Source organism: Rhodoferax sp. GW822-FHT02A01, from assembly GCF_038784515.1.
Classification (GTDB): domain Bacteria; phylum Pseudomonadota; class Gammaproteobacteria; order Burkholderiales; family Burkholderiaceae_C; genus Allorhodoferax.
Window position 1 is genome coordinate 2635776 of sequence record NZ_CP152376.1, and the last position, 14808, is coordinate 2650583.

At 63.6% G+C, this 14808-nt stretch carries 15 protein-coding genes; 3 read left to right on the forward strand and 12 right to left on the reverse strand.

All coding sequences use genetic code 11. From position 1 onward, the window contains the following. The first annotated feature begins 3 nt into the window (after positions 1-3). Positions 4-1125 (forward strand): extracellular solute-binding protein, encoded by a 1122-nt coding sequence (locus AAGF34_RS12425; RefSeq protein WP_342620913.1) that lies wholly within the window; start codon positions 4-6, stop codon positions 1123-1125. On the opposite strand, the gene AAGF34_RS12430 is transcribed toward AAGF34_RS12425, so the two are convergent. From AAGF34_RS12430 to AAGF34_RS12445, 4 genes are read right to left on the reverse strand one after another with little or no spacing between them, the layout of a single operon-like run. After that, entirely contained in the window at positions 1126-1941 is an 816-nt protein-coding gene (locus tag AAGF34_RS12430; protein ID WP_342620914.1) for an SDR family NAD(P)-dependent oxidoreductase, read from the reverse strand. Positions 1942-1943: 2 nt separating this feature from the next. After that, positions 1944-2318: an NIPSNAP family protein gene (locus AAGF34_RS12435; protein WP_342620915.1), complete on the reverse strand. Its 375-nt coding sequence runs from the start codon at positions 2316-2318 to the stop codon at positions 1944-1946. Next, positions 2315-4021, reverse strand: a complete 1707-nt coding sequence (locus AAGF34_RS12440; RefSeq protein ID WP_342620916.1) for an FAD-dependent oxidoreductase — start codon at positions 4019-4021, stop codon at positions 2315-2317. The genes AAGF34_RS12435 and AAGF34_RS12440 overlap by 4 nt, the downstream gene beginning before the upstream one ends. 24 nt (positions 4022-4045) lie before the next feature. Beyond that, on the reverse strand, positions 4046-4861 hold the full coding sequence (locus AAGF34_RS12445) for an SDR family oxidoreductase (RefSeq protein ID WP_342620917.1): 816 nt from the start codon (positions 4859-4861) through the stop codon (positions 4046-4048). Positions 4862-4967: 106 nt separating this feature from the next. Here AAGF34_RS12445 and AAGF34_RS12450 point away from each other — a divergent pair, with 106 nt between their 5' ends. Beyond that, positions 4968-5876: a helix-turn-helix domain-containing protein gene (locus AAGF34_RS12450; RefSeq protein ID WP_342620918.1), complete on the forward strand. Its 909-nt coding sequence runs from the start codon at positions 4968-4970 to the stop codon at positions 5874-5876. 119 nt (positions 5877-5995) lie between these two features. On the opposite strand, the gene AAGF34_RS12455 is transcribed toward AAGF34_RS12450, so the two are convergent. The 8 genes from AAGF34_RS12455 to AAGF34_RS12490 are packed head-to-tail and all read right to left on the reverse strand — an operon-like array spanning position 5996 to position 14221. Next, positions 5996-6415, reverse strand: a complete 420-nt coding sequence (locus tag AAGF34_RS12455) for a thioesterase family protein (RefSeq protein ID WP_342620919.1) — start codon at positions 6413-6415, stop codon at positions 5996-5998. 18 nt (positions 6416-6433) lie between these two features. Further along, positions 6434-7636 carry a 3-oxoadipyl-CoA thiolase gene (gene pcaF / locus AAGF34_RS12460; protein WP_342620920.1) on the reverse strand — a complete coding sequence of 401 codons (1203 nt, stop codon included), beginning with the start codon at positions 7634-7636 and terminating at the stop codon, positions 6434-6436. Positions 7637-7660: 24 nt separating this feature from the next. After that, positions 7661-9709 (reverse strand): 3-hydroxyacyl-CoA dehydrogenase NAD-binding domain-containing protein, encoded by a 2049-nt coding sequence (locus AAGF34_RS12465; RefSeq protein ID WP_342620921.1) that lies wholly within the window; start codon positions 9707-9709, stop codon positions 7661-7663. Positions 9710-9720: 11 nt separating this feature from the next. Beyond that, the gene (locus AAGF34_RS12470) at positions 9721-10653 is read right to left on the reverse strand and encodes an FAD-binding protein (RefSeq protein WP_342620922.1); all 933 of its coding nucleotides are present in this window, start codon (positions 10651-10653) and stop codon (positions 9721-9723) included. A 26-nt stretch (positions 10654-10679) separates the two neighbouring features. Next, positions 10680-11429 (reverse strand): electron transfer flavoprotein subunit beta/FixA family protein, encoded by a 750-nt coding sequence (locus AAGF34_RS12475; protein ID WP_342620923.1) that lies wholly within the window; start codon positions 11427-11429, stop codon positions 10680-10682. A 34-nt stretch (positions 11430-11463) separates the two neighbouring features. Next, a complete protein-coding gene (locus AAGF34_RS12480) occupies positions 11464-12612 on the reverse strand; it encodes an acyl-CoA dehydrogenase family protein (RefSeq protein ID WP_342620924.1) in 1149 nt (382 codons plus the stop codon). Positions 12613-12636: 24 nt separating this feature from the next. Continuing rightward, the gene (gene badI / locus AAGF34_RS12485; protein ID WP_342620925.1) at positions 12637-13419 is read right to left on the reverse strand and encodes a 2-ketocyclohexanecarboxyl-CoA hydrolase; all 783 of its coding nucleotides are present in this window, start codon (positions 13417-13419) and stop codon (positions 12637-12639) included. Between the two features lie 34 nt (positions 13420-13453). Next, positions 13454-14221 carry a glucose 1-dehydrogenase gene (locus AAGF34_RS12490; protein ID WP_342620926.1) on the reverse strand — a complete coding sequence of 256 codons (768 nt, stop codon included), beginning with the start codon at positions 14219-14221 and terminating at the stop codon, positions 13454-13456. Positions 14222-14320: 99 nt separating this feature from the next. Between AAGF34_RS12490 and AAGF34_RS12495 the strand changes: the two genes are divergently transcribed. Further along, positions 14321-14791, forward strand: a complete 471-nt coding sequence (locus AAGF34_RS12495; protein WP_342620927.1) for a MarR family transcriptional regulator — start codon at positions 14321-14323, stop codon at positions 14789-14791. The last annotated feature ends 17 nt before the right edge of the window (positions 14792-14808 follow it).

Here is a 14808-nt window from a genome sequence, read left to right on the forward strand (position 1 = left end):
CGTATGAAACTGCATTCCTTCATGAAGCGCGGCCTGGCACCGGTGGTGATGGCCCTGCTGGCCTTGGCCAGCCCTGGTGCCCGCGCAGCGGATGAGAAAGTCCTCAACATCTACAACTGGTCGGAGTACATCGGTGAGAACACCGTCAAGGCCTTTGAAGCCGAGACCGGTATCCGCGTGCGCTACGACAACTTCGACTCCAACGAAATCCTGCTGGCCAAGATGATTGCCGGTCGCACCGGCTACGACATCATCGTGCCCTCCAGTGACTTCGGTCGCATCCTGATGGACGGAGGTCTGGTGCAAAAGCTGGACCGCAGCAAGCTGCCGCTGTGGAGCAATCTGCAGCCCGCGGTGATGCAGATGATGGCCAGGCTCGACCCAGGTAACCAGTACATGGTGCCCTGGCTGGGCAGCGCAGTCAGCGTCGGCTACAACGCCGAGAAGGTGAAAGCGGCGCTGGGCGGTGAAGCCATTCCGGCCAATCCGTTCGAGTTGGTGTTCAACCCGCATTACGCAGACCGGCTCAAGAAGTGCGGCATCTCGATTCTGGACAGTGCCAGCGACCTGTTCCCCTCGGCGCTGATCTATGTGGGCAAGCCGGCGTTCAGCAACACCCAGTCCGATTACAACGAGGCCTTTGCCATGCTGCAGAAGGTGCGCCAGGACATCGCCCTGTTCAGCTTCAACGGCTACATCAACGACCTGGCCAGCGGCAGCCTGTGTGTGGCCCTTGGCTACAGCGGCGACTTCAACAACGCCAACAACAAGGCCCGGGAAGGCGGCAAGTCGGTGCACATCGAAGCGCCGCTGCCACCCAACGGCAGCCAGTTCGGTTTCGAGTCCATGATGATTCCCGCCGATGCGCCGCACCCCGAAAATGCCCACGCCTGGATCAACTACATCCTGCGGCCCCAAGTGCAGGCCGAGATCACCAACAAGGTGATGTTCACCAGCCCGAATCTGGCGGCCCGCAAATACATCAGGCCCGAAGTGTTGGCCAATGCCATCGCCTTCCCGCCAGACGACTATCTGGCCAACAAGGCGCAGTTCTACGAAGTCCGCAAGCCCGACACGCGCCGCTTGATGACGCGGCTCTACACCCGGTTCAAGACCGGGCTGTGATCAGTGCTGCACCGGCGGCTTGCCGGGGCGCCCGGGAATCATGGCCAGCATGTGTTCGCTCACGCCGCCGTCCACCACCAGGTTCTGGCCGGTGATGTAGCTGGCAGCCGCGCTGCTGAGCCAAGCCACGGCCTGGCCCACGTCGTCGGCACGGCCTATGCGCCCCAGCGGCACCAGCGCCTCGCGGCGCGCCAGCGTTTCAGCGTCCTGGTACACCGGCTCGGTCAGCGGGGTGCGGATCATGCCGGGGCATACGGTGTTGACGCGGATGCCGTCGGCTGCCCACTCTTGTGCCAGTTGGCGGCACAGCATGATGAGGGCTGCCTTGGCCGCCGAATAGGCGCCGTAGCCGGGGTGTGGTGACAGGCCGGACATGGACGCCACGGCGGTAATGCTGCCGCGCGTGCGCACCAGTTGTTCGCGTGCTGCCTGCGCCAGCAGAAACGCAGAACGGGTGTTGAGGTTGAAGGTCAGGTCCCACTCGGCCATGGGCAAGTCGGCCAGTTTGCCGGGGCCGGATTTGCCCGCATTGCAGACCAGGGTGCTGATGTCGCCGCCGTGGCCGTGCGCCTCGAACACCAGCCTGGCGCACTGGGCCGGATCGGTGATGTCGCCGGCCACGCCATGGGCGCTGATGCCCAGGGCACGCAGTTCGGCCACCAGCGCGTCGAGCTTCTCGCCCGGTTGCGATGCGGCGGCTGAAATGTGCAGCGCATGACCTTCGCGTTGTGCCTGCGCAATCAGGGCCAGGCAGATGCCGCGCCCAATGCCCCCGGTTGCGCCGGTGACCAATGCGTGTTGTCGTGGTGCGGCCATGCTCACACCTTGGGAAGCACCAGGCCGGGCATGGCCACGCCCTTGATCAGTCGCGTCTCCTGCGCCGTGATCAGATGCCCGGACGCGGCCATGTAGGCCGGGAAGTCCGGATGCGTATCGCGGGCATGGCAGCGGCGTTCGTAGTCGGCCAGATCCTCGTAGGCCCAGAGGTGGATGAACTGGTTCTGCGGCCCCACCAGGCTGGTGTAGAAGCCCACCGGGTGGCACAGGGTCTGCATCAGCACCGGCATAGCCAGGCGGTTGAAGACCTCCAGGAACTCCGGCATCTTGCGCAGCGCAATCGTGTAGATGCGGTGGTCCACCAGCGGGCGTTGCAGATGGGGTTGCAGTGTCTGCGGCAGTGCAGGGGCGCTCATGCCTTTGCTCCGGCCCGATCGGCAATGTGGTTGGCGGTGACGTAGCCAAAGGTCATGTTGGGTCCGTGCGTGATGCCGGCGCCGGGGTAGTTGCCACCCATCACGCTGGCGCGGTCATTGCCCACTGCGTAGAGGCCGGGTATGGGCGATCCGTCGCGCTGCAGCACCTCGCCCACCACACTGGTTTTGATGCCGTCGAAGGTGCCCAGGTCGCCCATGATGACCTTGACCGCAAAGAAGGGACCGTTCTGCACCGGCGCCACACAGGGGTTGGGCAGGTTGGCGGGGTCGGCCAGGTAGCGGTTGAAACTGGTGGTGCCGCGGCCGAACTGCGTGTCCACGCCCTTGACCGCACCGGTGTTGAATTCACGCACGGTTGCTTCCAGACCTGCGGCATCGATGCCCGCGTTGTGGGCGAGCTCGGTCAGGGTGTTGCCCTTGATGAGGTAGCCATTGCGCAGGAACTTGCCGAAGGGCATGGGCGACGGTTTCACAAAGCCGATGCCGTACTTGCCCAGCGTGGTCTTGTCACACACCAGCCACATGGCGGTTTCTTTCTGGCCCGCGCAGGCACGCACCATGGCAGCTCCCACGTCGTGGTACGACTCGGACTCGTTGCAGAAGCGCTTGCCGTTCTGCAGCACGCCGATGATGCCGGGCTTGTAGCGGTCCAGCAGATGCGGGAACACACCGATCTCACCCTTGCCGTAGTCCACGCGGGACACCGGCATCCAGGCCGCACTGTCCTTGAACACGATGTCCACGGTAGCACCCACCGCTTCGGCCATGGCCAGGCCATCGCCGGTGTTGCTGACCGGTGTGGGAGACAGATGCTGGTGGCCGCGCGCCACATGCGGATAGGCCTTGGCAATGCGCTTGACGTCATGAGGAAAGCCGCCGCAGGCCAACACCACACCGTGGCGTGCGGTGATGGTGTATTCGCCGCCTTCGCCCTGGACGATGACGCCACGCACCTTGCCATCCTGCAGGTCCATGCGGCGCGCTGCCGTGCTGGTACGAATGGGAACCCCTAAGTCCAGCGCCGACTTGGCCAGCCGCGCGGCCAGCGCGTTGCCGCTGGTCACCTGGATGCCGCGACCATAGACCGCCAGTTCTTTTAAATGGGTGGCAAGACGCTTGGCCACATACAGAAAGGACGTGAGCGACTTGGTGGCCTGGAAGAAATGTTTGAGGTCGGCATTGGACGAGTTGAACATCATGCCGATGAAGGTGATGGTCTTGAGCGGTGGCTTCAGGCGTGCCATGTCCTTGCCCAGGCCGCGGATGTCAAAGGGCTTGGCCAGGATGGAGCGGCCTATGTCCACGCCGCCCGGCACCGTGGGGTGGTAGTCCGGGTAGAGCGTGGGCACGAACTGCATGGCAGTCTCGCGCTCGAAGAACTCCACCATCTTCGGGCCGTAGTCCAGAAAGGCGTTGACGGCGGCTTCATCAAAGTAGCTGCCGGTCTCTTCCATCATGTAACGGCGCACCGCCTCGCGCGTATCGGCCGGGTTCTGCTTGCGGCCATGCGGCCCCATGGGAATCCACAGCACACCGCCGGACAGTGCGGTGGTGCCGCCAAAGACGGGTTCCTTTTCCAGTACCACCACATCCAGCCCGCGCTTCTTGGCGGTGATGGCAGTGGCAAGGCCTGCGGCGCCCGATCCCACGATGACCAGATCGCATGCAAAGTTGTTCGACATAGTGTTGCTCCTCTTTTTTGTTTATCAGGCAGTGGTGTTGAAGCCAGGGCGCGGCACCATGTCCATCAGCATGGACGACATGCCGCCATCCACCGACAGCTGGGCACCATTCACATAGGCCGAGCGCGGGCTGGCCAGGAACACCGCCACATCGGCAATGTCCTGCGGCTCGCCGACGCGGCGGCTGGCAGTGACGGCGGCGCGCTTGGCTTCAAAGCCCGGCACCTCATAGAACTTGGCGGAGAGCGCAGTGCGGATCATGCCGGGGCAGACCGCATTGCTGCGAATGCCCTGCGGCCCCCATTCCACCGCCATCTGGCGCGACATCAGCAGCACACCGGCCTTGCTGGCGCTGTAGGCGCCGCTGCTGGTCTGCGGCGTGAGGGCCGAGATGGATGCCACATGCACGATGCTGCCGCCGCCGACTTCACGCATCTGCGCGGCAAAGGTGCGCGCGCACAGCAGGTAGCCGGTGAGGTTGACGGCGAGCACCGCATTCCAGTCTTCCAGGCTCACATCGTTCAATGTGCCGGAGCGCAGCATGCCGGCGTTGTTGATCAATGCATGGCAAGGCCCCAGCGTTTTCAGCACCTGCGCCGCAGCGGCCTGCACCTGCGCTTCGTTGCTGATGTCGCACGGCACCGCAAGTGTTGTTGCGCCTGCGGCACCGAGTTCTGCTGCCAGCCTGTTGCATCCGTCACCGTCGCGGTCCAGCAGTGCCACCTTGGCACCGCACGCGGCCAGCTCGCGTGCCACCGCAGCGCCAATGCCGCTGGCCGCACCGGTGACCACGCATACCTGTTCTTGCAGACCCAACCAGTCGCCTTGTCTCTTGTTCATTTCGTTCTTTCTTGGGGGATGCCGGATTGTTCTGTTTCGCCGTGCTGCGCGGTTTGACAATTCCCGCCAAGATTCAGACAATTCGTGCATCACTCACGGACGCACTGTGGCCACCAAAGTTATTCCCAATTACGCGCTCTACGGTGACCAGGTGCAGGCCAGCTGGAACAACCTGTTCGACTTCGAGTGGATCCCCAAACGCTCTCGTCCATACAACTGGAACATCAGTCCGCACAAGCACGATGCGTTCATCCAGATCCTGTATCTCACCGAAGGCGGCTGTGAAGTCATCCTGGACGGTGCCCGGCTGACGGCCACCGCACCCTGCCTGATCGTCATTCCTGCACAAACCGTGCATGGCTTCGTGTTCGACACCACCACCAACGGTCCGGTGGTGACGGCCGCGCAAGGGCCGCTGGAATCGGTGGCTGCATTGCTGATGCCGGACCTGCTGACGCTGGTGCGCAAACCCGCCTTGATCCCGGTGAATGCCGACAACGTGCACGCCCAGGCCATGATGCCGATCTTCCTGGCCATCGAGCGCGAAACGCAGATCCATGCCCAGGGCCAGATGGCTGCGGGCATGTCGCTGCTCACCGCCCTGTGCGTGCAGATCGCCAGATTGTCGGATGCACAGCGCCAGGCCATTCCCAAGGCCAACACGCGCAAGGTCGCGCAGATCGAAAAATTCCGCGCGCTGGTGGAGCAGAATTTTAAGAAGCATCTGTCTGTCTCTGCCTATGCCGAAATGATGGGCATCACCGCCGGCCAGCTCACACGTCTGTGCCGCGAGGAACTGGGCATGTCCAGCATGGACGTGATCAACGCGCGCGTGGTGCATGAGGCCCAGCGTGATCTGGTCTACACCATTAGCTCCATCAAGCAGCTGTCCTTCAGCCTGGGCTTTGCCGACGAGACATACTTCGGCCGCTTCTTTCGCAAGCACACAGGCCGCAGCCCGCGCGAGTTTCGCGCACAGGCACTCGACGCGATGTTGAGCCTGCAGTCGCTGTAACGTCTCAATCCCAGGGAGCGCCGCCGCGCGTGGGGCCGGGGTGACGGCCGATTTTGCGACCCCAGACGCATGAGGCCGTTACCCCGGCCCCACGCGCGACGACGCGCAATTGGCAAATTTCAGCTGCAGCGTTCGCGGATGTCCTGCGGAATTGGCACCACCTTGATGCGATAAGACTCACCGGTCAGGCGCACGCAGAACGCGCGCTTCTCGGTGCCTTCGCAGATCAGGGTGTCGCCCCGCATGATGACGTGCTTCTGCGTCAGCACCTTGGAGCCCCATTCGATCACCGAGGTATGCACCTGCAGCGTCTCGCCGTAGGTGGCGGGGCTTTTGAAGCGGGTGTTGATCTCCAGCAGAGGCGTGCCGATGATGCCGTTGATCCTCTCGAGTTCGCGCCAGGGCGGAACGCCGCATTGCATGAAGAAGTTCAGCGAAGAAGCGTCCATCCATTTGGAAAAGTTGGGGAAGAACACAATGCCTGCGGGATCGCAGTCGCCGAACATCACCTTCACTTCGTACACCACCGTCTTGCCCATGGCCGCTCCTCCCTTTGCTCAGACACGTTCCAGAATCAGCGCGATGCCCTGGCCCACGCCAATGCACATGGTGCACAGGGCGTAGCGGCCGCCGCCGGTATGCAGGCGGTTCACCGCGGTAGTGGCCAGGCGCGCGCCGGTTGCGCCCAGGGGATGGCCCAGCGCGATAGCGCCTCCCCAGGCATTCACGCGCGCATCATCGTCAGAGAGACCCAGCATGCGCAGCACCGCCAACCCTTGTGCGGCGAAGGCTTCGTTGAGTTCGATCACGTCCATCTGCGCCAGTGTCAGGCCGCTTTGCGCCAGCAGCTTTTCCGTGGCAGGTGCCGGGCCTATGCCCATGACGCGCGGCGCCACGCCGGCGGTGGCCATGCCCACAATGCGTGCCCGCGGCGTCAGACCGTTGCGTAGAGCCGTGGCTTCGTCGGCCAGTAGCAGGGCGCAGGCTCCGTCGTTGACGCCGCTGGCGTTGCCTGCAGTCACGCTACCGTCGGGGCTGACGATGGGCTTGAGCTTGCCAAGGGCTTCCAGCGTGGTGGCACGCGGATGCTCGTCCTGGCGGACGACGATGGGCTCGCCCTTCTTGCTCGGCAGGGTGACGGGCACGATCTCGCGCGCGAGATGGCCTGCCTGCTGCGCGGCCAGTGCACGGGTCTGGCTGGCCAGGGCCATCAGGTCCTGGTCTGCACGGCTGATGCCGAATTCCCTGGCGACGTTTTCGGCCGTCTCGGGCATGGAGTCCACACCGTAGCGCGCTTTCATGGCCGGGTTGATGAAGCGCCAGCCGATGGTGGTGTCATGCACCGCGTTGTTGCGGCTGAAGGCGCTCTCGGCCTTTGGCATCACAAAGGGCGCGCGGCTCATGCTCTCCACGCCACCGGCGATCAGCATGTCGGCCTCGCCCGCACGTATGGCCCGTGCAGCAGTGCCAACCGCGTCCAGGCCGGAGCCGCACAGGCGGTTCAGGGTGGCGCCCGGCACTTCCACCGGCAAGCCAGCCAGCAAGATGGCCATGCGGGCCACGTTGCGGTTGTCTTCGCCGGCCTGGTTGGCGCAACCCAGGTACACATCGCTGAGCTGGTTCCAATCCACCTGCGCGTTGCGTTGCATCAGCGCCTGGATGGGCAAAGCGGCCAGATCGTCGGTGCGCACGCTGCTGAGTGCGCCGCCATAGCGGCCTATGGGCGTGCGGATGGCATCGCAGATAAAGGCGTGGTTCATGTCGTGTGTGTACGCGGTGCAGCGTCAGGTTGAAAAGAGAACAGAGAGATCGGCCACATGAAATCCATGGCCGGACTGCAGCGCCAACTGCTGCAGATCGCGCGTCAGATTGGCCTGGTCCTGCTGGCGTGCCCAGAACACCGGGCCACCTTGCCAGCGCGCAAAGCCGTAGCCCTGCACCAGGACCACATCCACATCGCTGGCGCGGCTGGCCACGCCTTCGCTGAGTAGCAGCGCAGCCTCGTTCACCATGGCCAACAGGGCGCGGCGCACGATCTCGTCGGCTGCGAACGTGCGTCGCTGTATGCCACGGCGTGCGGACGCCTCTTCAATGATCCGGCGCACCGCAGCGTCCACCGTGGGTGACGGCTTGCCGTCGGTATAGGTGTAGTAGCCCGCGCCACTCTTGCGGCCCAGGCGTCCCTGTTCGCACAGCGTGTCGAGGATGTCCACGTAACGCGCGCGTGGGTCCCGCGTGGCCGCTTGTGACTTGCGCATGCGCCAGGCGATGTCCAGGCCCGAGAGGTCGGCCACCTTGAACGGGCCCATGGCAAAACCAAAGTCTTCCAGGGCGGCGTCCACCTCCTCGGGCAGGGCGCCGTCTTCCAGCATGAACTCGCACTGCTTGCGGTAGGCGTTGTAGATGCGGTTGCCGATGAAGCCAAAGGCATTGCCGGTCTGGGCCGGTATCTTCTTCAGGGTCTTGCCCAGCGCCATGCCGGTGGCCAGCACATCGGGCGCGGTGCGACTGCCGCGCACCACTTCGAGCAGCTTCATCACATTGGCGGGGCTGAAGAAGTGCAGGCCCAGCACGTCCTGCGGTCGGCTGGTGGCGTTGGCAATGGCGTCCACATCCAGGTACGAAGTGTTGGTGGCCAGCACTGCGCCGGCGCGCGCGTGGGTGTCGATTGTCCTGAATACCTCCTGCTTGACGGCAAGGTCTTCAAACACCGCTTCTATGACCAGGTCGGCTTGCGCGATCTGGCTCCAATCGGTCGTCGGGTTCAGGCGCGCTTCATTGGCGGCAGCCAGGGCGGCCTTCATCTTGCCCGCGGATACGCGCGTGGCGTAGTGCAGGCTGATGCGGGCCTGACCGCGCTGCAGCGCGGCCGCATCCTGCTCCAGCAGCACCACATTCAGGCCGGCGTCCAGCGCGCTGATGGCAATGCCCGAACCCATGGTGCCGGCACCCACGATCGCTACGCTGTGCACGGCGCGGGCAGTGGCCTGGCCGGCGGCCGCAGGCTTGCCGGCTTCCCGTTCGGCCAGGAACTGGTAGCGCAAGGCCTTGGCGGCTGTGCTGCCCAGCAGCTCCAGAAACAATGCGCGCTCGGTGCGCAGGCCTTCATCAAAGTCACCGGCGCTGGCGACCAGCGCATCCAGCACGGCATTGGAGGCAGGCTGTTTGCGCTGGCGCGGCGTGAGCTTGTCGCGCTGCTCTGCAATGAAGCGGTGCGTGGCTTGTACGTCCGGTGCGCGGTCACGTGCCCGTATCAATCCCTGTGGATGGCGACCGAGCTCCAGGGCCAGAGCGCAGGCCGCTTTCAGCAAGCCATCGTCCACCACCTTGTCGAGCAAGCCACTGGATTCCAGCTGGCGGGCAGTCTGCGGCGCGCCACTGTGAATCAGGCTGTGCGCCAGGTGCACACCGACCAGACGCGGCAGGCGCTGTGTGCCACCGGCACCGGGTATCAGCCCCAGATTCACTTCAGGCAAACCCAGTTTGGCAGAGGCCAATGCCACGCGGGCATGGCAGCACAGCGCCAGCTCCAGTCCGCCGCCCAGTGCCATGCCACCGATGGCTGCCACGACGGGTTTGGTCGACGCGTCCAGCTGCGCGAGCACATCCGGCAGGATGGGGTAGGCGGCCTGTGCGGGCTTGCCGAACTCCGTCACGTCGGCACCGGCGGAAAAGGCCTTGTCGTTGCCGACCAGCACCAGGGCGCGCACATCCGCATCCGCCAGTGCGGCCTGCACGGCGGTGTGGATGTGCTGTCGCAGCGGGTGGCCCAGGCTGTTGACGGGAGGGTTGTCCAGGCGTACTACGGCCACGCCGTCATGCGGTTCGTACATGCGGGTGGTTCCTAGAGCGCAGCTGTCAGTTCGGGCACCGCGGTAAAGAGGTCCGCCTCCAAGCCATAGTCGGCCACGGAGAAGATCGGAGCCTCGCCATCCTTGTTGATGGCCACGATCACCTTGGAGTCCTTCATGCCGGCCAAGTGCTGGATGGCGCCACTGATGCCCACGGCAATGTAGAGCTGCGGCGCCACGATCTTGCCGGTCTGGCCCACTTGCCAGTCGTTGGGCGCGTAGCCCGCGTCCACCGCCGCACGGCTTGCACCCATGGCTGCATTGAGCTTGTCGGCCAGCGGGGTGATGACTTCCGTGAACTTCTCGGAGGAGCCCAGGGCGCGGCCACCGCTGACGATGATCTTGGCGCTGGTCAGCTCCGGGCGATCGTTCTTGGCAATCTCCGAGCCCAGGAAGGTGACGCTCGCTGCTGCAGCCACTGCACTTGCAGTTTCCACTGCCGCACTGCTACCGGTGGCGGCTGCCGGGTCAAAGCCCGTGGTGCGCACGGTCAACACCTTGGTCGCGTCCGTGGCTTGTACCGTAGCAATGGCGTTGCCCGCGTAGATGGGGCGTTCAAAGGTATCGGGGCTCACCACCTTGGTGATGTCGCTCACCTGACCCACATCCAGATTGGCGGCAATGCGCGGCGCAATGTTCTTGCCCGAGGGCGTGGCAGCCAGCACGATGTGGCTGTAGTTGGCTGCAATGGCCAGCACCTGGGCGGTGACGTTTTCTGCCAGGCCGTGGGCCAGACCGGCCTCATCGGCATGGATGACCTTGGCTACACCGCTGATCTGGGCGGCTTGTGCGGCTGCGGCAGCGGCGTTGTGGCCAGCCACCAGCACGTGCACATCGCCACCGAGCTGGGTGGCAGCGGTGATGGTGTTGAGGGTTGCGGGCTTGATGCTGGCGTTGTCGTGTTCGGCAATAACGAGGGATGTCATGGTGTGTGTTCCTTGTCGCGGTGTTCTTAGATGACTTTCGCCTCGTTCTTGAGCTTGTCGACCAATGTGGCCACATCAGGCACCTTGATACCGGCGCTGCGAGCCGGGGGCTCGCTGACCTTCAATGTCTTGATGCGCGGGTTCACATCCACGCCCAGGTCTTCGGGCTTGACGGTCTCCAGCGGCTTCTTCTTGGCCTTCATGATGTTGGGCAGCGTCACATAACGCGGCTCGTTCAGGCGCAGATCGGTGGTGATGATGGCCGGCAGGGTCAAGGACAGGGACTCGGAGCCGCCGTCCACTTCGCGCGTGGCCTTCAATTTGCCATCCACCACTTCGACCTTGCTTGCAAAGGTGGCCTGGGGCCAGTCGCCCAGGGCCGCCAGCATCTGGCCGGTCTGGTTGCAGTCGTCATCAATGGCCTGCTTGCCCAGGATCACCAGGCCGGGCTGTTCCTTGTCCACCAAAGCCTTCAAAAGCTTGGCAACCGCCAGGGGTTGCAGGTCGGCAGCGGTTTCCACCAGGATGGCGCGGTCTGCGCCAATGGCCATGGCGGTGCGCAGGGTTTCCTGGCACTGGGCTACACCGCAGGAGACGGCGATGATCTCGGTGACCACGCCCTTTTCCTTCAGGCGCACCGCCTCTTCCACAGCGATCTCGTCAAAGGGGTTCATGCTCATCTTGACGTTGGCAATATCCACGCCTGTGCCGTCGGTTTTGACCCGCACCTTGACGTTGTAGTCCACCACGCGTTTGACCGCGACCATTGCTTTCATGTTGTTACCTTGTGAAGAAGATATCGGGGGAGATTCAGGCGTCGCGCAGGAGGTTTCGGGCGATCACCAGTTGCTGGATCTGGGTGGTGCCTTCGAAGATGCGGAACAGACGCACATCGCGGTAGAAGCGCTCGATGCCGTATTCGGCCAGATAACCGGCACCGCCAAATATCTGCACGGCGCGGTCGGCCACGCGGCCGCACATCTCGGAAGCAAACATCTTGGCGCAGGCCGCCTCGGTGCTGACGTTGTGGCCGTCGTCGCGTCGGCGTGCGGCATCCAGCACCATGCAGCGCGCGGCATAGATGTCGGCATGGCTGTCGGCCAGCATGGCCTGTATCAGCTGGAACTCGCCGATGGCCTTTCCGAACTGCTTGCGCTCCTTGGCGTAGCGGATCGCATCGCGCAGGATGCGCTCGGCTGCACCCACGCTGGCCGCGGCAATGTTGATGCGGCCCTTGTCCAGCACCTTCATGGCGGTCTTGAAGCCTATGCCTTCCACGCCGCCAATCAGGTTGGTTGCGGGCACGCGCACGTTGTCGAAGATCACGTCACAGGTGTGCGCTCCCTTCTGTCCCATCTTCTTGTCGATGGTGCCCAGTGACAACCCCGGTGTGCCCTTCTCGACGATGAAGGCAGAGATGCCGTCCGCGCCCTTGCGGGTTGTGTCGCTGCGCGCCATCACGGTGAAGATGCCGGCCTCGGGCGCGTTGGTGATGTAGCGCTTGGTGCCGTTGATCACATAGACGTCGCCCTCTCGGACTGCAGTGGTGCGCAGGCTGGCGGCGTCCGATCCGCTATCGGGTTCGGTGAGCGCAAACGATCCGATGATTTCACCGGTGGCAATGCGCGGCAGATAGAAGTCCTTCTGTGCCTGTGTGCCATCCAGCACGATGCCCTGTGCGCCTATGCCGTTGTTGGTGGCAAAGAGCGAGCGAAAGGCGGGCGAGGTCTGCGCCACCGCAAACCCGGCCAGCACTTCTTCTTCCATGGTCAAGCCCATGCCGCCATAGGCTTCGGGGATGGACATGCCAAAGAGACCCAGTTCCTTCATGTCCGCCACGACGTCGTCGGGAATCTGGTCGGTTTCGGCCACCTGGGCTTCCAGCGGTACCAGACGTTCATTCACGAAGCGCGCAATGCTGTCTTGCAGCAGCTTGATGGTTTCCGGGTCTCTGATCATGGTGTCATCCTGTGCGTGGTGGGTCTACTTGGCGTACTTGCGGAAGTCGGGCTTGCGCTTTTCACGGAAGGCATTGCCGCCTTCGGCAGACTCTTCGGTCTGGTAATACATTTTCAACGCATGCATGGCCAGGCCTCCCATGCCGCGGATCATTTCGGTGTCCACGTTGAAGGACTTCTTGGCCAATGCCAGTGCGGTGGGACTCTTCTCCAGGATCTCGTCGCACCATTTGCGCACTTCGGCGTCGAGCTGGTCGGCTGGCACCACGGCGTTGACCAGTCCCATCTGAAGCGCCTCCTGCGCGCTGTAGCGGCGGCACAAGTACCAGATTTCACGGGCCTTCTTTTCGCCGACCACGCGTGCCAGCAGGGCGGTGCCAAAGCCGGGGTCGACCGAGCCGACCTTGGGGCCGACCTGGCCCAACTGGGCATTCTCGGAGGCGATGGCCAAGTCACAGATGGTGACCAGCACATTGCCGCCGCCGATGGCAAAGCCATTCACGCGGGCGATGACGGGTTTGTTGCAGTCGCGGATGGCGCTTTGCATTTCTTCCACCGGCAGGCCGATCACGCCGCGGCCACCATAGCCGCCGTCCTGCGTGCCCTGGTCACCGCCGGTGCAGAAGGCCTTTTCGCCTGCGCCGGTGAGCACCACCACGCCCACGCTGCGGTCAAAGTCCGCGTCCTTGAAGGCGCTGATGATCTCTTCGCAGGTGTTGGCTGTGAAGGCGTTGTAGGCCTTGGGCCGGTTGATGGTGATGGTGGCAATGCCGTCTGCCTTGGTGTAGAGGATGTCGGTGTAGTTCATGGGGTTTCCTTGTGCATGTTGAAGGGGATGGGGATCAGCCGACCATGGTCAGTCCGCCGGACACGCTTATGACCTGGCCGGTGATGAAGGCCGCGTCGTCGCTGGCCAGGAAGGAAATGGCGCCGGGAAGATCGGCGGGTTGGCCCAGGCGGCCGAAGGGAATGGCGCGGGCCAGGCCCTGACGCAGCTTGTCGGCTTGCTCGCCTTCGCCGGCAAAGTCGGCGAACAGGGCGGTGTCGGTCGGGCCGGGGCAGACCACGTTCACATTGATCTGCTTGCGTGCCAGTTCACGTGCGATGGTCTTGGAGAACGCAATCATTCCGCCTTTGCACAGCGCATACACGGCTTCGCCGGTGGAGCCCACGCGTGCCGCGTCCGAGGCCACATTCACCACACGGCCGCGGCCACGCTCGGACATGCCGGCCAGCACGGCGTGGTGCATGTACAGCGAGCCGTAGAGGTTGATGGCCACGATCTGTTCCCACAGCGCCTTGTCGGTCTTGAGGAAATTGCCCGCACGGTCCCAGCCGGCGTTGTTCACCAGCACGTCGATGGGGCCCAGTGCCGCTTCAATGCGGGCTACACCGGCTACCACCTGGTCCTGCTTGGTGAGGTCCAGCGCGAAGGCCTGGGCCGTTCCACCAGCGACGACGATTTCTTTCACCACCGCATCGGCCGCGGCCTGGTTGATGTCCACCACGGCTACCTTGGCACCTTCTTCGCCGAACCGTTTGCAGGTTGCTGCACCAATGCCGCCGGCGCCGCCGGTGACCAGTACGACTTTGTCTTTCAATCCACGCATTGCTATCTCCTGTTAAAAAGTAAAAATTGATCTGCAGGGGTGGAGGCTTCCATTACCATCGCCCCTGATTCATTCCATTCACGTCTGCGAAACCGTTCCATGTCCGACCTTCGCTCCGAAAAAGACCACGCCGTTCACGAGATCAACAACCGTCTGTTCTTTCGCCTTTTTCAGGTGGCGAACACCTTGCACACCAAGGGCACGCAGGCGATTGAGGAGTTCGGTGTGACGACGCAGCAGTGGTCGGTGTTGGGTGCCCTGTCGCGCCCGCAGGCAGAAGAGGGCATGTCCATCAACGACTTGTCGCGGCTGCTGCTGGTGAGCCGCCAGAACCTCACCGGCGTGCTCTCGCGGCTGGAACGCGACGGGCTGATCGAGCGCGCCACCAACGAAGAGGACCGGCGCTCGCGCAAGGTCAAGCTCAGCAAGCAGGGGCAGGCCTTGTGGCTCAAGCTGCAGGACCCGATCCACCAGTTCTATGACAAGGCCTTGAAGGACCTGTCGTTTGATGACCGACTGGCGTTCATCCACTACTTCACCAAGTTGCAGACCAATATGTCCAAGCTCTGAGGCGTTCATCGCTCAGG

What these genes read in the sequence shown, in the direction of transcription:
- AAGF34_RS12425 (WP_342620913.1), top strand. Translation starts at nt 4, where the DNA reads ATGAAACTGCATTCCTTCATGAAGCGCGGCCTGGCACCGGTGGTGATG.
- AAGF34_RS12430 (WP_342620914.1), bottom strand. Translation starts at nt 1,941, where the DNA reads ATGGCCGCACCACGACAACACGCATTGGTCACCGGCGCAACCGGGGGC.
- AAGF34_RS12435 (WP_342620915.1), bottom strand. Translation starts at nt 2,318, where the DNA reads ATGAGCGCCCCTGCACTGCCGCAGACACTGCAACCCCATCTGCAACGC.
- AAGF34_RS12440 (WP_342620916.1), bottom strand. Translation starts at nt 4,021, where the DNA reads ATGTCGAACAACTTTGCATGCGATCTGGTCATCGTGGGATCGGGCGCC.
- AAGF34_RS12445 (WP_342620917.1), bottom strand. Translation starts at nt 4,861, where the DNA reads ATGAACAAGAGACAAGGCGACTGGTTGGGTCTGCAAGAACAGGTATGC.
- AAGF34_RS12455 (WP_342620919.1), bottom strand. Translation starts at nt 6,415, where the DNA reads ATGGGCAAGACGGTGGTGTACGAAGTGAAGGTGATGTTCGGCGACTGC.
- pcaF (WP_342620920.1), bottom strand. Translation starts at nt 7,636, where the DNA reads ATGAACCACGCCTTTATCTGCGATGCCATCCGCACGCCCATAGGCCGC.
- AAGF34_RS12465 (WP_342620921.1), bottom strand. Translation starts at nt 9,709, where the DNA reads ATGTACGAACCGCATGACGGCGTGGCCGTAGTACGCCTGGACAACCCT.
- AAGF34_RS12470 (WP_342620922.1), bottom strand. Translation starts at nt 10,653, where the DNA reads ATGACATCCCTCGTTATTGCCGAACACGACAACGCCAGCATCAAGCCC.
- AAGF34_RS12475 (WP_342620923.1), bottom strand. Translation starts at nt 11,429, where the DNA reads ATGAAAGCAATGGTCGCGGTCAAACGCGTGGTGGACTACAACGTCAAG.
- AAGF34_RS12480 (WP_342620924.1), bottom strand. Translation starts at nt 12,612, where the DNA reads ATGATCAGAGACCCGGAAACCATCAAGCTGCTGCAAGACAGCATTGCG.
- badI (WP_342620925.1), bottom strand. Translation starts at nt 13,419, where the DNA reads ATGAACTACACCGACATCCTCTACACCAAGGCAGACGGCATTGCCACC.
- AAGF34_RS12490 (WP_342620926.1), bottom strand. Translation starts at nt 14,221, where the DNA reads ATGCGTGGATTGAAAGACAAAGTCGTACTGGTCACCGGCGGCGCCGGC.
- AAGF34_RS12495 (WP_342620927.1), top strand. Translation starts at nt 14,321, where the DNA reads ATGTCCGACCTTCGCTCCGAAAAAGACCACGCCGTTCACGAGATCAAC.